The sequence below is a fragment of the Rothia sp. ND6WE1A genome (assembly GCF_001683935.1).
Lineage (GTDB): Bacteria > Actinomycetota > Actinomycetes > Actinomycetales > Micrococcaceae > Rothia > Rothia amarae.
The window spans coordinates 146,535-161,206 of the sequence record NZ_LXTU01000037.1 but is presented as its reverse complement, the minus strand read 5'-3'; the positions used below and the strand labels follow the sequence as shown (position 1 = coordinate 161,206).

Genomic DNA, 14,672 nt, shown 5'->3' with positions numbered 1-14,672 from the left:
AGGAGAATAACCTACTATGGCTCAAGACAACACCACCGTTCAGCGAGCAGACGGACGTGCCACCAATGAACTGCGCCCCATCACCATTACCCGCGGCTGGTCAAAGAACGCCGAGGGGTCGGCGCTCATTGAATTCGGAAACACCCGAGTATTGTGCACCGCTTCCTTCACCGAAGGAGTGCCACGCTGGCTCAAAGGCGAAGGCAAAGGTTGGGTCACCGCTGAATACGCGATGCTTCCTCGGGCAACGAACACCCGCTCCTCCCGAGAATCTGTCAAAGGAAAGATTGGTGGGCGCACTCACGAAATTTCTCGCCTCATCGGCCGCTCGTTGCGCGCCGTCATCGATACCAAAGCGCTTGGTGAGAACACGATTGTGTTGGACTGCGACGTCCTGCAAGCAGATGGAGGAACGCGCACTGCATCCATCACCGGTGCTTATGTAGCGCTTTCGGAAGCAATTCAGTGGGCTAAGAGTCAGGGTATTCTTCGTGCCAAAGCTCAGCCTCTGACCGGCTCAGTTTCCGCTATCTCAGTGGGGATTATCGACGGCGTGCCCATGCTTGATTTGCCCTACGTTGAAGATGTTCGTGCTGAGACCGACATGAACGTGGTGGTGACAGGCGACGGCAAATTCGTGGAGGTGCAGGGAACTGCTGAAGGTGCTCCCTTCGACCGCGAGGAGCTTAACGCGCTCCTCGATCTTGCGCTTGAAGGCACCGCTGAACTCGCTGCCATCCAGCGCCAGGTTCTGGGGGAGTCCTAATGCCTGCCAAAGTTGTTCTTGCCTCGCATAACCAGGGTAAGCTGCGCGAGCTCCGTGACATTTTACGCGGACAAATTCCAGGTCTGAACGTAGATACTGACGTGGTCGATGCCACTGCGGTCAACGCCCCCGACGTAGTTGAGGACGGCGTTACCTTTGCCGAAAACTCCTTCAAAAAGGCGAGGGCAGTATCTGCTGCTACCGGGTTGATTGCTATTGCCGATGATTCTGGGCTTGCAGTTGATGTGCTCGGAGGAGCTCCAGGGATTTTCTCCGCTCGCTGGGCTGGGAACCACGGTGATGATGCGGCAAATATTAATTTGCTCCTGGCACAGCTTTCGGATATTGACGATAGTCACCGCCGGGCAAAATTCTGCTGCGCAGCAACAATGGTGACCCCAGATGGATCCGAAGCTGTGGAATACGGGGAGTTGCCCGGTCGACTCTTGCGCCAGCCCGCAGGTGAAGGCGGCTTCGGTTATGACCCCATTTTGGCTCCATCGGAGCTCACAGGGGAGTATGCTGGAAAATCATGTGCTGAAATACCGGCAGAAGTGAAGAATTCTATGAGCCACCGCGCTCGTGCGTTCACCGCTTTAATCCCGCATCTTCGCCAGGCACTTGAATCGTAAACCGCAAGGTGGCGCCTGACCGGTGCTGCCTGTGGGACTTTCCACAACGTCGTGAGAGTTCTTATTATTTGGGGTTGAGAAAACCATGCATCGAGCTCACCTAGACCAAGCCAATTTTGCGCCTGTGGTGGATGCCGTTATGCGTCAAGCGGGTCTCAACGTTGCCCGCGACCGATGGGACGTGCGCCGAGGAGGGTCAGCCCACTTCGTCATTAACATGGAGGGGCGACTGAGCGTCCGCGTTGCTAAGACTCCTGACACTGGGGCTAAAGTGGCCAGGCGTACGGAAACACTTCGCCGATTACCCACAGGTCTTTCTTTTGCTGTGCCTCATCCGATTACTCGAACCATTACGCGCAATGGAATGACGGCGGTGGGGCTGCACTGGATCAAGGGTGAACCGAAGAATCCGGGCCCGGCTTCGCCGAAAGCTCTATCGCATATGCTTCGAGATTTACACTCGATTGATTACACCGGTATGGAGCCTTACCTGGATCAGCCGCATTGTCACTGGGGTGGTCAGGATTGGGTCGGGACACTCCAAGATGATGTGGTTCCTCAGCTGTTGCGGAGCAACCGCCCATACGCTCACAAGATTATTGAGAACGTTTTAGAGCTGGAGCCAATGAAACCTCGGCTGATTCACAACGATTTAGCCGGTCACAATATCCTGTGGAACGGTGACCGATTGGTGGGCTTGATTGATTGGGATCACGCATGCATAGCTGATCCCGCTTATGACTGGGCTTCGCTGGGAAACTGGTATGGCTGGGATTCGCTCAAGAAATCATTGAGTTCTGTTGAGCTAGAGAGAGCCAAAACTATCTCGCGCAAATTAGCCTTAGAAGCTGTCGCTTATTCTATGCATAATGGCATGGGCGGGGCGATTGTGCGGTTGGCTGTGGAACGAGCCGATAACTGGCTGATGGATCACCGCGAAGAAATCTAAGCTGCTAAGGAACTGGCTCCCACTTGAGCGAAGAAATTCTCCAGTACGCTGTGAATTGCTGGATGGTTGGGCTCTACCTGTTCTGAAGCTGAGAAGGCTTGATTTGGGCGGGCGATGCTGGCGAAGAAAGTCGCCAGCAGACGAGCGCGCACAGTACCAGTGGGAAGAGCTTGAGTGGATTGCTTCGAATCCGGTATTTCAGAGGTACTCAACATAGAAAAAGCCAGGATGATGGATTCCTTCAGTATCGCACCGGCAGTATTGACTGGGGCTGAGCGATCTTGAATCCGAACCTCCGAGGGAGAATTGAGAGCATCTCGCAGAATCTTCTCAATCTCTTCTCCATGGCCAGGGAGCTGGGGAAGCGGCAACCGGACGAACCAATCCGCGGCTGCCTCCAACGCCTGGCTTAGAAGTCCATCTTCGGAGCGCTGCTGACCATCAGTGACACCCGCCAGGAGCGAGCGCACCAGAAGAGCGACTGCAACTGCACTGAATATTTCTTGCTCATGACCGTGGGTCAAGGCCGCTGCGCGAGCGGTCAATACCGCTACGGTGGTGGGATCCTCCACCGGTAGAAAACCCATCATGGCTGAGCGAACGAGCGATCCGCCGTCCTGTGCCTCAGCATTGATGTTCTTCTCCAGGAGCTGCATGTCGTTCTGGTTCAGTGCTTTCATGATGGTCGCATCGATGTGGCCGCTACAGCTGTGCGGAGTCAGGGAGTCGATTGCCCGATCTAAGGCAAAAGGTGCGCCGTCGGGGGAGATACTGTGAACCGTGCGAATCATGCGCAAAAGCGCAAGCCAGATACACGCGGTTTCATCGGCGGCTACGCCCTCGTTGTTCCATTCTAAGACTTCGTTGAGCCCATCTAGCTGATACAGCGCAAACCAGGTTTCATCGGAGGGGATTTTGCTCTGATGCAGCGCCGCATCCGCGCTCGCTAATGCATCAAGCGATGCCGAGCAAGCCTGGGCGAAAGCCGGGTGGGTGATTTGAGGTGCGGGCTGAAAAGTCGAAGTCATGCACCTATCTTATCTTTTTGGCATAGATTAGAACTATGCGTATTTTGCACACCTCTGATTGGCACCTGGGCAGATCTTTTCATGGGCTGTCTCTGCACGACATCAGCGAGAAGTTCTTGATGGAGTTAGTAGAAACCGTGAAAGAGAAAAATATCGATGCGGTCTTGGTGAGCGGTGATGTTTATGATCAGGCGCAACCGCGTACCGAAACCATTGAATTGCTTTCCGCAACCCTGGAAGAATTGAGCGAGCTGGGGTGCGCGGTGGTGCTCAGTAGCGGCAACCATGATTCGGCTGCGCGGCTAGGCTTTGCCTCTAAACTCCTGGCGCGGCAGCGGGTATTTTTTCAAACAGAGGTGGAGCAAAGTAACGAGCCCGTGCTTCTCGAAAAAGGCGGGGTAAGCGTTGCAATTTTTGCCGCTCCCTATCTTGAACCGCGGTCAATGGGCAGACGGCTCGGCGTCGCCCCTACTCACCGCGATGTCCTAGAACATACCTTCAACGCTGCCCGGCAGCGCAAGGAAGAGTTGCCGCAGGATACCGTTAGCATCGCTATGGCTCATTGCTTTACCAGCGGATCTCAACCGACCGAATCGGAACGAAATATCGCCGTCGGAGGTATTGAGACCGTAGATTTTCAGGTGTTCAGGGATTTTGACTACGTTGCTCTAGGCCATATTCATGGTAAGCAAAAGCTAACCGATACTATCCGTTACTCCGGCTCACCTTTGGCTTTCTCTTTCTCTGAGGAAAACCACCGCAAGGGCGCTTGGCTACTCGATATTGAGACCGAGGGCATCGTAGAGATTTCTGAAGTTATCTGGAAAAACAAGCTTTCTCTGAAAACGCTGCGGGGTACGTTGGCTGAGCTATGCACGGAGAAGACCTACACCCCCTTTGAGCAATCCATTTGTCGGATTTATATCACTGACGACGTGCGACCTTTAGGTGCTCTCGAAAAACTTCGGGAACGGTTTGAGACGGTAGCGGAACTATATTTTGATCCGGCGCATCCAGCACAGAGAGATACCCGCGCCTATGCGCAGCGAGTTTCGCAGACCATGAATATCGAAGAAGTCTGTACTGACTTTTTCGGACACGTTCGCGGTAGCGAACTCACACCCGATGAAGTGTCCTATGTACACGACGTGTGCACGGCTGTAGAAGCAGAGGAAGTTTCCGCATGAGAATCCACCACCTGAGGTTGACCGCCTATGGTCCCTTTCCCCATACCGTCGATATTGATTTCGAAGAACTCAATCAGGCTGGAATTTTCTTGCTTAATGGCCCTACCGGTTCGGGAAAATCCTCCATTTTGGATGCCATTTGTTTCGCTCTTTATGGCACTACTTCGCTAGCTCGCCCAGAGCTCAAGAGCCACTTTGCTGCAGATGATGTGGAACCGCGCGTCGAACTTGAATGCACCATCGGTTCAGCTCACCTGCGTATTGAGCGCTCGCCCAAGTGGGAGCGCCCCAAAAAGCGGGGTACAGGAACGCTTACCCAACAGGCCAAAGTGCTTGTGGAGCGTGAAAACCCCGAGCAGCCCGGGCAGTGGGAAACAAAGGCAGAGCGAAACGATGAGGCAGGGAAATACATCACTGAACTCATCGGGTTGAATCGTGAGCAATTTACTCAGGTCATGCTGTTACCCCAAGGCGAATTTGCCCGGTTCCTGACCAGTAAATCGGCTGATCGAGAAGAACTACTCAAACGATTGTTCCCCACTGCTACCTTTGAGCGGGTACAGCAGGAACTTATTCGGCGAGCAAAAGAGAGCGGGTTGAAGGCGGAGAGGGCTCTGCACGATGTAGAGAAAATTGCTGATCGCTCGGAGCAAACCTTAGAGAGCTCTGCCTTAGATGATGTGAAAGAGCGGTTCGAAAGCCAACTGGCGCCGGTAGCGCAGGAACAAGACAAAGCGCGTTTGACAGACTTGCTGTTGGAGAAAATTTCCGCAGAGTACTCTGACCAGGGGCAGAACCCGACGTTGGGGGAGGAGCTGGCTGCATCTGAACACCGAATTAAACAGGCGCTAGATGTGGTGCGCACGGCCCATGGGCTCTCTATAGAAAAGGTGAACACACTTCGCACTGAAGTGCAACGACTCAACGAATCCAAGAGACAGTGGGAAATTTTCGAAGAACTCAGCGCTTCACTCAAACGTCTCAAGAGCCAGGATGAAGGTTTCAAGCAGAAGCGCCATAAGGTGAAACGCGCGCACGCTGCACTGCAGATTTTGCCGCTCTTTGATGCAGCAAACCAAGCAGAGAAGAAGAGAATTCAGGCGGAAAATCATTTCGCACAAGCTCAAGCACCCCTTCTCCACGAAATGCAGCTTAACCCCTGGCTAAAAACGCTTCCCGCGCAGTCAACAGGAGAAAAGCTGCACACGGTAGCAAATGAGGTTTTCACTCCGGATACTTCTGCCGAACTCGAAACGCTCTATGACGATATCAAACAGCGAGCGGGGTTCACCGAACAGCTGATAGAACGGGAAAAGAAGCTTCAACAGGGTGAAGAGCAAGTTCTTCAGCTGCAAGCGCGCCGGAACGACCATGAAAAGCAAGTTCAAGTATTAGAGCAACAAGCAGAACAATCAGCGCAAAAACTTGCCACGACCGAAAAAGAGCAAGAGAGTCTCCATCGGGCAGAAATTGAACTCGCCGAATTCACCGCAGCCTTCGACCGCACTCAAAAAGTAGTAGAACTTTCACGGCAGCTAGACGAGCATCTCAAAAAACTAGAGCGCAAAGTTGTACAAGCCCAAGTCGCCGAACAAAACAGGCAAAAGCTGGCGCACCACGCGGAAGCGCTTCAAAATCTTCGCTACGCACAAGCAGCTCAATCCTTAGCAAACCAACTCGAAGACAACCAACCATGCCCCGTCTGTGGTTCTTGCCAGCACCCACGTCCTGCTGCAGGAGAGGTTACACAAGAACTGGTCGAAGAATCAGAGGTCAAGAATGCCCGAGTCGCGCGAAATGCTGCAGAAGTAGAAGCCCAAGAAACCCAAACTCAACTCACCGCCGCCCGGGCCACAGCAGAAAATCTCCAAGAGGTGGGTGCTATCGACGTCGAACAAGCCCTCGACAACTTCAATAAGGCACAAGCACGTTTAGAAGAACTAAAGCACCGTGCCCACCGTGCTACCGAACTCAAAAACGCAGCAACAAAGCTGAAGGACCAACAAGAGTCCACCGCCCAACAGATGCGACAGAAGGCGCTTGAAATTTCCCGTCTCGAATCAGAAATACAGGTACTCCAAGAACAACATCAGTTAGAACGAACCCACCTTGAAACTCATCGCACCGAATTGTCTTGGGCAAACACTCTGCACAGCCTTCAACGGCTACTGCCTCTGCTCAAAAAATTCCAAAAAACAGGAAATGACTATGTGCACGCTCACCAGGTAGAAGTCGATCAACAAACGCTTTCCCAGGCAAAATTACAGGACTCAATCTTCACAGGGGAGTCAGAAATCCGAGAAAGCGCCCTGCCTGCGGCAACTCTGACCAAGCTCGAAGAAGAAATCACCACCTATAACAACACACTCAGCGGTATCCAAGCACGACTAGATACCCCAGCACAACAAGACATCAAAGAAAACAAAGAAATGGGGATGCAGCCCCCCACCGCTGAAGAATGCGAGCTCCTCACCGAACAACTCGAAAAAACCCAGCACATCGGCGAACAATTCATCCGCTGGGAAACGCAACTCGCCAGTGCCCACCATAGTTTTCAGCAACTGCGGGCAGAACATACACGTATCACGGCCCGCAACGAAAAGCTCATTGAGACCGCTCAGATGCACCGCCGTCTTGCCGATATTGCAGCAGGCAATACAACCGATAACCGTCTTGCTATGTCTCTCACCACCTTTGTGCTGGCAGCGCAACTGGAGGAGGTAGCGCTCGCAGCCACCTTGCATCTGGAAAGCATGACGCATGGCCGCTTCAAGCTGCGCCACACCGATGCCAAAACAGGGCGGGGCAAATCTGGTCTAGAAATCGCCGTTTTCGATAGCTGGCTTGCGAGAGAACGCACTCCCGCTACCCTCTCCGGTGGCGAGACTTTCATGGCCTCATTGGCGCTCGCACTGGGGCTGGCGGACGTCGTCCAACAGCGCAACGGCGGTATCGAAATTGATACGCTATTTGTAGACGAAGGATTCGGTACGCTCGATGAATCCACACTGGAAGAAGTGATGGGTACACTCGATAATTTGCGAGAAGGTGGCCGCGTGATTGGTCTCATTTCGCACGTGGCTGAGATGAAGAATCGAATTCCCTTGCATATTACGCTCAGTACCTCACCGGAAGGATCAACCCTTGAAACACCTCGCCCGTGAGATGACCTCAGATACTCGGCCTGCAGAATCCCCAGCTAATTCCGGCAGTAAAAGACGACGCAGTGAGAAGATTTGGCAAAAGACTCGGGCTATGCGGGAGCAACTGAGGGAGAGCTACCGCCCCGTTGATCGTCAACTTTTGGTCTTTTCTATTTTGATGCGTCTGCCGTCTTTCATGATTGCTCTGTCGGTGCTCCTGGTGATGGCACATCAAACGGGAGAAGTTTCACTGGGTGCCTATGCTGCAGGTTTGGTGGCGCTGAGCTCCGCAGCAACGCAACGAACCTACCGCAATCTCTCTCGCAGGGTCGGGTACCGCCGAGTTCTGATGGTTGCAGCAACACTAAATATTCCAGCCGTGGCTTTCTTGATGATTCAGACCGGCAGGTTTACGACGTCCGGTGCTGGTGGATCAATTATTTTGTTGCTTCTGGCTGCCCTTCTTGCTGGTCTCACGACCGCCCCTCTAGGTTCGATTATGCGTTTGTTTTGGGGTGGTCAGTATAAGGAAGTCAAGTATCGCAACAACCTCATTTATGCTTCAGCGTTTGAATCAATCCTTGACGTGATAGCCCTACCGGTCGCTGCTGCGATTGTGGGTTTGGTGTCCATTTTAGGTGGTGTTCAATCCTCCCTGTTCGCCGTCATCGTCATCAACGTGGTGGGCATGATGTTCGTGTTATGGAAGCCATCAGCGCTGAACCCCCAATCATTAGGTTCTGAAACTTCCGAACCGCGCGTGGAAGATTTAGGAAAAGACAGCCAGCAACTGGGCTGGTTGCCGATGTTGGGGGCAACTTTTCTAGGTATCGCCATCGGGGCAACGCAGTCCGCATTAGTGATTCGGGCAGTACAAACTGAAACCCTAGAAACCGTAGGTATCTATCTGGGGATTATGGGAGTTGCAGGGGCTGTGACCTGCCTTTTCCTGGTGGGAAACCTTCAACGGTTTGCCACATGGGAAGGCTGGTTACTGATTTCCGGCTTATTGGTGATGGCAACTCTGACACTCTCGTTACCGCGTGCGGTTTTCTGGACGATTTTCGTGCTCATCTTCTTTGGCTGCGCTATCGGTGCTGCCCTGATGTGTATGGACACGATTATTACCAGGCTCTCTGCCCGGGGAAACATCGTCTTGTCCCATTCCAGCACTCAATCCACATACATCGGTGGACTATCTCTGGGGTACGTATGGGCAGTGCTGATGAGCAATATGACAGGTCAATCGGCGTCTCTACTGGTTCCACTTGTTGCTGCCACTCTGTTCTTTTGCACCGGGCAACTCTTTGGCTTCCAATGGAGGCGGCGTTATGAAGAGAGACTGCATCTTCTCCAGCTGGAGAGGCCTAAGAATAAATAAGAATAAGCAAGGAGCTCAGCACCATCGTGCTGAGCTCCTTGCTTATTCTCAAAGAAAACGCTGACGGTTAGTGACCGCGCTTGGTCCATTCTTCGACATCGCCGGCTTCTAGTCCGATTCCTGTTTCCTCACCATGACCGGTGAGAACCGCAGTGGAATCAGGTAACACCAGCAATTTTCCCGTAATCGAATTGAGGATAGTGGGGAAATCGCTGAACGAGCGACCAGTTGCTCCGGGACCGCCCTGGAACAGCGTGTCTCCGCTGAAGACGACACCGTCAGAGTTTTCCCAGCTCAAATCTGGCGCGTAAAAACATACCGAGCCAGGGGAGTGACCGGGTGTCTCAAGCACTCGAAGTTCAGTATCACCAATGCTCAGAAGAGTTCCTTCGGCGAGATCTTCGTCAAAATCCCAGCTGGGGTACACCATTTCCCAGAGTTGCCGATCTGCTGAATTGAGGTAGACCGGTGCTTCAAAACGGTCTGCGGCTTCTTTGGCTGAACCAATGTGGTCATCATGGGCGTGGGTAAGCAGAATCTTTTCAACGTTTCGACCGTCCACTGCTTTCGAAATTTTATCGACGTCGTGAGCGGGATCTATGATAATCACCGATTTCTCGTTGCCTACAATCCAGACGTTATTTTCAACGTCCCAGATTCCGCCATCGAGTGAAAAGGTTCCCGTCGTTACAACTTTTTCAATTTTTTCACTCATTGTTGTCTCCTAAAGTTCCACAACCGAACGAAGCACCTTGCCGGTCTTCATGGTCTCAAAGGCATCATTGACATCCTCGAGAGAAATTCGCTCGGTCACGAACTGATCGAGGGGCAAACGACCTAGTTGGTACTGGTCGACGAACATGGGGAAATCACGCGAAGGCAGAGTATCCCCATACCATGCTGATTTGATGGATCCCCCACGGCCGAAGACGTCGTCGAGGGGAATATCCCAGGAGGTACCGGGGGAGGGAACGCCCACCAGTACGACTCGTCCGGCGAGGTCACGGGCATAGAACGCCTGCTGGAAGGTCTCTTTGATGCCGACGGCGTCAATGACCAAGTCAGCGCCATAGCCATCGGTCAGTTCACGAATTTTCTCTACCGGATCGGTTGAGGTTGAGTTGATGGTATGGGTGGCGCCGAGATCCTTGGCGCGGGCGAGCTTAGTGTCGTCCACATCCACAGCGATGATGGTGGTAGCGCCCCCTAGCTTGGCACCGGCAATAGCTGCAACACCGACGCCGCCACAACCAATTACAGCAACCGATTCACCGCGTTTGAGCTCGCCGGTGTTGAGTACCGCCCCCACACCGGCGGTAATACCGCAACCTAGAAGACCAATTGCCGCATAATCTTTTTCGTCAATATCGGCATCAATCTTGGTGCACTGTCCACCAGCAACCAGGGTTTTCTCCGCAAAGGACCCAATTCCTAGAGCTGCTTCTAGTTCAGTGCCATCTTCAAGAGTCATTTTTTGAGTAGCATTATGGGTATTGAAGCAGTACTGCAACTGCCCTTTCTTACAGGCGCGGCATTCGCCGCATACCGCACGCCAGTTGAGGATGACGAGGTCACCGGGTTCTACGTGGGTGACACCTTCGCCCACTGACTCTACAACAGCGGTTGATTCATGGCCCAGCAGGTAGGGAAAGTTGTCTCCTACGCCGCCTTCGATGTAGTGGTGGTCCGTTTGGCAGACGCCGCAGGATTTGACCTGAACGAGTACTTCACCGGGGCCGGGATCTGGAACATTGATTGTGGTAACGGTGGCAGGTTCATTCTTTGCCATAACGACTACTGCTTTAACCTGATGCATTAATCATCCTTTCATGGAGCAAACATAAAGATTTTTTCAATCGTATCTAATCCTCAGCATTCTGATAAGTTCAGTTCACGCGAAGAGGAATGATTTACGGCTCAAATTCTTGAATCCACTGCATCACGGCTTTCTTGAATATGCCGCTGGTGAGCGCATTAATGTGATCCCGTCCGGAGAGAATTTCTCTGCGGTGGGGGACATCAGTTATCTCTAGTGCCTCATACAGCCAATCTCCGTTTCCAGAGACTGTATCTGCTGTGCCACCCACAACAAGGGTCGGGACTTTGGGGTGATGCTGGGCAGGGTCAAATTCGCCTTCGTGGGGTGCTGAGACGAACTGCAATAGCCCCTCGGTGGTAATGGGCGAGTGGTCAATGAGTTCGCGAAAAACGGTGTCAATCGCTTCATGCTGACGTCCGCTGAGGTAATTCTTTAAGTCCTCGATATGGTTTTTTTGGGGGAACCCAGCCACGGTGACAGTTCTGACGTTCTCGGGGTGATTAATGGCAAATTCCCAGGCGATACGAGCCCCTGCTGAGAACCCCACCACATGCAGGGGATGCCCGACTTGTTGACTCAACCGAAAAAGAGCACCTTCAACTGCGGCTGTATACGTTTTACCTTTGGCGGGGAGCGCAGACTTTTCGAAGCCCTGCGCGGTGCTGGCTGACCGCGCGTCGTCCCGCAAAAAGTCCTGCCCATGGTACGGCAAACCCACGGTGATGCAGTGCAAACCCTGAGCTTGTAACTTGCGAATCCAACCGGTCTTGATCCAGACCTGCTCGGCGGTTGCGGCAAATCCGTGAATCAGGACGACAAACGGAGCGCCCTGCTGGGGCAAAGGATAGCTGATGTACTCCACAGGAGGAAACGTAGTCATGTTCCCAACTCTAATAGAAAAGGTGGGCTCCCCGGCTAGGGGGAACCCACCTCATCTGGTTAAAGACCTGATAGAAAAGAACTGTTTACTTTTCAGAATCTTCTAAATCTTTTGCCTTTTGCTCAAAGTCAACACCGTTATTCTCCAACCGGATGGCGCGTGCTTCTTCAACCAGCTTGTCCTGCTTTTCGATGTTCTTCAAAGCCATGGTGTCTGAGCGAGGCTCTAAAGTAAGAGTTTCTTCAGCACGGATACCTGCGCGAAGTTCACGGACACGCTCAATTTCGGCATCAATCTGTGCACCGAAGAGCAAGACATTGTTCATAATCCAGAGGAAGAGTAACAGAACGATGACGCCGCCGATCATTCCGTAGGTGGCATTGTATTTGCCAAAGTTGGTCACGTAGAAAGTGAAGCCAACTCCTGCAATGCCCATGGTAATCAAAGCAATAAGTGCGCCGGGGGAGAGCCAGTGGAACTTAGGCTGCTTGATATTAGGAGTGCCGTAGTAGAGCAACGCAATGAGCGCTACCGCGATGGCGAAGATAACGGGCCAGCGAACCCATAGCCATACCGCTGTAAAGCCCGAAAGATCGACGCCGGGAATGATGTTGTTGAGGAAATCAAGGGCTGATCCGCTGAGTAGCAGAACAAGCATCATGAGAACAACGAGCAGAACTAACCCTGCGGTGACCAGTAGATTCCAGGGGCGAAGTACCCAAATGGGGCGTCCTTCGGTGACTCGGTAGATCTTATTCATCGCACGACCAAAGGCACCCACGTAACCTGACGCGGTCCAGAGGGCACCCACGATACCGATAATTAGAGCAAACCCTGCACCGCTACCGGAGGAGAGGTTTCGAATAGGTTCTTCCACCAGAGGCATGATGTCCTTGGGTGCAAAATCGCCGAGGAACTTAAGAATTGCGTTAGCGGTGGCGTCGCCCTGCCCAAACACACCCAAGGTTGAAACAATAGCCAGTAGCGCAGGGAAAATGGAGAGCACTGCAAAGTAGGTGAGGGCTGCAGCTAGGTCGGTGGAGCCGTCCGCCAAGAACTTATTAAAAGATCGTTTAAAAATGTAGCCCCAGTTTGAAGCTGAGACGCTGGAGAGCTTGTCTGATTTGCTCTGGGTAGATTCGTGATCCGTTTGAGCTCTCTTGACAGTTTGCTCATCAAGGGTTGCCATAAAATCCTCTTCATTAAGTACAGGAGCTGGTGAGTACTAAGTTAGCTTACCCTATGTATTCACCGTGAATTCTGAAGCGCGGGTAGAAGAATATCAATGATTTTATTTGGGAAAGAACAGGTCCGAAACGCTTCAGTGTTTCGGACCTGTCATGATGGGCTCTCAATGGAGTAGGTTCTCCGGCGCTTAGTTGTTGATTCCAAGTACACGAGCAGTGTGGCTCATGATTTCATCGGCAAGTTGGGGGTTATCGTTGAGCTTGGTTCCGAAGGCAGGGACCAATTCTTTAATACGGGGTTCCCAGGTGCTAAAGCGATCAGGGAAGCATTGCTGTACCAAGCGGAGCATGATGGGAACAGCAGTCGAAGCACCGGGGGAAGCACCTAAGAGAGCTGCAATAGAACCATCCGCAGAAGAGATGAGCTCAGTGCCGAACTGGAGCACACCGCCCTTTTGGGCGTCTTTCTTCATGACCTGCACGCGCTGACCGGCGGTGATGAGCTCCCACTCTCCGCCCACTGCCTCGGGGTAATATTCGCGCAGAGAACGCACCCGCGACTCTTGATTCTTCAACAACTCACCGATGAGGTACTTTGTGAGGTCCATGTTATCCAAGCCAGCCTTCATCATGGGGTAGAGGTTATCCAGGCGTAGCGAGCGGGGTAGGTCAAGCAAGGAACCCTGCTTGAGGAAGTTCGTTTTGAAACCGGCGTAGGGGCCGAACAATAGGGAGCGCTTGCCGTTAACGTAGCGGGTGTCGAGGTGCGGTACGGACATGGGAGGTGCGCCCACAGATGCCTGACCGTAGACCTTGGCGTTGTGCAGATCTGCCGTTGTCTCGTTGGTGTTGCGTAGGAAAAGACCGGATACAGGGAACCCGCCAAATCCTTTTCCCTCTTTGATGCCTGACTTCTGAAGTAGATGGAGAGCGCCACCACCGGCACCGAGGAAGAGGAACTTCGCACGAATCGTGGAAGAATCACCTTTACGCAAACGGTTCTGTACGTCGATAGTCCAGGACTTATCGCTTTCCTGGGTGACGTTGGTGACTTCCTGACCGTAGCGCACCTCGATGCCCTGCGATACAAGGTAGTTCACGAGGTTCTGGGTAAGTGCACCGAAATCCACGTCGGTACCCTCGGGTGACCAGCTGGCAGCTACAGAAACAGAAGGGTCGCGACCTTCCATCGTCAGCGGAGCCCACTGGCGAATTTGCTCAGGGTCGGTGGAGAACTGCATACGCTCAAATAACTTTTCTGCTTTAAATGCTTCATTGCGCGCAGCAAGGTACTTTGAGTGAGCATCGCCAAATACTAAGGACATATGCGGAACGGGGTTAATCCACTGTGTGTCTTTGAGTTTTTTCTCTTCAACCAAAGTTGCCCAGAATTGGCGGGATACCTGGAACTGCTCGTTAATGCCCAAGGCTTTGGCTGTGTTGACAGTGCCATCTGTTGCGGCAGGAGCATAGTTCAGCTCGCACAGAGCGGAGTGTCCGGTACCGGCGTTGTTCCAGGGATTAGACGATTCCTGGGCGACCTGATCGAGGCGTTCCAGGAGCACAATATTCCAGGAAGGTTCTAGTTCTTTGAGCAACACACCCAGTGTCGCGCTCATGATGCCGCCACCTACAAGGACGACGTCGGTGGTTTCGTAGTTAGCCACGCTAAACTCCCATAATTTCGTCTGCGGCGCCAT

12 protein-coding genes are annotated in these 14,672 nt (G+C 52.8%); 6 read left to right on the top strand and 6 right to left on the bottom strand.

Annotated features, from left to right (window positions below; all coding sequences use genetic code 11):
- The first annotated feature begins 16 nt into the window (after positions 1-16).
- The 3 genes from rph to A7E48_RS05075 all read left to right on the top strand — a co-directional run bounded on the left by rph (position 17) and on the right by A7E48_RS05075 (position 2,347).
- Positions 17-766, top strand: coding sequence for a ribonuclease PH (gene rph / locus A7E48_RS05085; RefSeq protein WP_068170315.1), 750 nt, complete (start codon positions 17-19; stop codon positions 764-766).
- Complete coding sequence (locus A7E48_RS05080) at positions 766-1,398, top strand: non-canonical purine NTP pyrophosphatase (RefSeq protein ID WP_068170313.1); 633 nt, start codon at positions 766-768, stop codon at positions 1,396-1,398. Before rph ends, A7E48_RS05080 begins: the two co-directional genes overlap by 1 nt.
- A gap of 85 nt (positions 1,399-1,483) precedes the next feature.
- Positions 1,484-2,347 (top strand): phosphotransferase, encoded by an 864-nt coding sequence (locus A7E48_RS05075; protein WP_068170312.1) that lies wholly within the window; start codon positions 1,484-1,486, stop codon positions 2,345-2,347.
- Here the strand turns inward: A7E48_RS05075 and A7E48_RS05070 are convergent.
- Positions 2,344-3,375 carry an ADP-ribosylglycohydrolase family protein gene (locus A7E48_RS05070; RefSeq protein ID WP_068170310.1) on the bottom strand — a complete coding sequence of 344 codons (1,032 nt, stop codon included), beginning with the start codon at positions 3,373-3,375 and terminating at the stop codon, positions 2,344-2,346. The genes A7E48_RS05075 and A7E48_RS05070 overlap by 4 nt on opposite strands.
- Before the next feature lie 35 nt (positions 3,376-3,410).
- Between A7E48_RS05070 and A7E48_RS05065 the strand changes: the two genes are divergently transcribed.
- From A7E48_RS05065 to A7E48_RS05055, 3 genes are read left to right on the top strand one after another with little or no spacing between them, the layout of a single operon-like run.
- Entirely contained in the window at positions 3,411-4,562 is a 1,152-nt protein-coding gene (locus tag A7E48_RS05065; RefSeq protein WP_068170308.1) for an exonuclease subunit SbcD, read from the top strand.
- The gene (locus A7E48_RS05060; protein ID WP_068170305.1) at positions 4,559-7,726 is read left to right on the top strand and encodes an AAA family ATPase; all 3,168 of its coding nucleotides are present in this window, start codon (positions 4,559-4,561) and stop codon (positions 7,724-7,726) included. The genes A7E48_RS05065 and A7E48_RS05060 overlap by 4 nt, the downstream gene beginning before the upstream one ends.
- Positions 7,707-9,086: an MFS transporter gene (locus A7E48_RS05055; protein ID WP_141669378.1), complete on the top strand. Its 1,380-nt coding sequence runs from the start codon at positions 7,707-7,709 to the stop codon at positions 9,084-9,086. The genes A7E48_RS05060 and A7E48_RS05055 overlap by 20 nt, the downstream gene beginning before the upstream one ends.
- 67 nt (positions 9,087-9,153) lie before the next feature.
- On the opposite strand, the gene A7E48_RS05050 is transcribed toward A7E48_RS05055, so the two are convergent.
- From A7E48_RS05050 to A7E48_RS05030, 5 genes are all read right to left on the bottom strand, one after another.
- A complete protein-coding gene (locus tag A7E48_RS05050) occupies positions 9,154-9,801 on the bottom strand; it encodes an MBL fold metallo-hydrolase (protein ID WP_068170293.1) in 648 nt (215 codons plus the stop codon).
- 9 nt (positions 9,802-9,810) lie between these two features.
- On the bottom strand, positions 9,811-10,902 hold the full coding sequence (locus tag A7E48_RS05045; protein ID WP_068170292.1) for an S-(hydroxymethyl)mycothiol dehydrogenase: 1,092 nt from the start codon (positions 10,900-10,902) through the stop codon (positions 9,811-9,813).
- Positions 10,903-10,996: 94 nt separating this feature from the next.
- Complete coding sequence (locus A7E48_RS05040; protein WP_068170291.1) at positions 10,997-11,785, bottom strand: alpha/beta fold hydrolase; 789 nt, start codon at positions 11,783-11,785, stop codon at positions 10,997-10,999.
- 85 nt (positions 11,786-11,870) lie between these two features.
- The gene (locus A7E48_RS05035) at positions 11,871-12,974 is read right to left on the bottom strand and encodes a YihY/virulence factor BrkB family protein (RefSeq protein WP_068170290.1); all 1,104 of its coding nucleotides are present in this window, start codon (positions 12,972-12,974) and stop codon (positions 11,871-11,873) included.
- 186 nt (positions 12,975-13,160) lie between these two features.
- A complete protein-coding gene (locus A7E48_RS05030) occupies positions 13,161-14,672 on the bottom strand; it encodes a malate:quinone oxidoreductase (protein WP_068170287.1) in 1,512 nt (503 codons plus the stop codon).

Excerpts from the sequence above, each read along its gene's own strand:
- A7E48_RS05050 (WP_068170293.1), bottom strand. The coding sequence starts at position 9,801 with ATGAGTGAAAAAATTGAAAAAGTTGTAACGACGGGAACCTTTTCACTC.
- A7E48_RS05070 (WP_068170310.1), bottom strand. The coding sequence starts at position 3,375 with ATGACTTCGACTTTTCAGCCCGCACCTCAAATCACCCACCCGGCTTTC.
- A7E48_RS05060 (WP_068170305.1), top strand. The coding sequence starts at position 4,559 with ATGAGAATCCACCACCTGAGGTTGACCGCCTATGGTCCCTTTCCCCAT.
- A7E48_RS05040 (WP_068170291.1), bottom strand. The coding sequence starts at position 11,785 with ATGACTACGTTTCCTCCTGTGGAGTACATCAGCTATCCTTTGCCCCAG.
- A7E48_RS05035 (WP_068170290.1), bottom strand. The coding sequence starts at position 12,974 with ATGGCAACCCTTGATGAGCAAACTGTCAAGAGAGCTCAAACGGATCAC.
- A7E48_RS05065 (WP_068170308.1), top strand. The coding sequence starts at position 3,411 with ATGCGTATTTTGCACACCTCTGATTGGCACCTGGGCAGATCTTTTCAT.
- A7E48_RS05075 (WP_068170312.1), top strand. The coding sequence starts at position 1,484 with ATGCATCGAGCTCACCTAGACCAAGCCAATTTTGCGCCTGTGGTGGAT.
- A7E48_RS05045 (WP_068170292.1), bottom strand. The coding sequence starts at position 10,902 with ATGCATCAGGTTAAAGCAGTAGTCGTTATGGCAAAGAATGAACCTGCC.
- rph (WP_068170315.1), top strand. The coding sequence starts at position 17 with ATGGCTCAAGACAACACCACCGTTCAGCGAGCAGACGGACGTGCCACC.
- A7E48_RS05030 (WP_068170287.1), bottom strand. The coding sequence starts at position 14,672 with ATGGCGCCGCAGACGAAATTATGGGAGTTTAGCGTGGCTAACTACGAA.
- A7E48_RS05080 (WP_068170313.1), top strand. The coding sequence starts at position 766 with ATGCCTGCCAAAGTTGTTCTTGCCTCGCATAACCAGGGTAAGCTGCGC.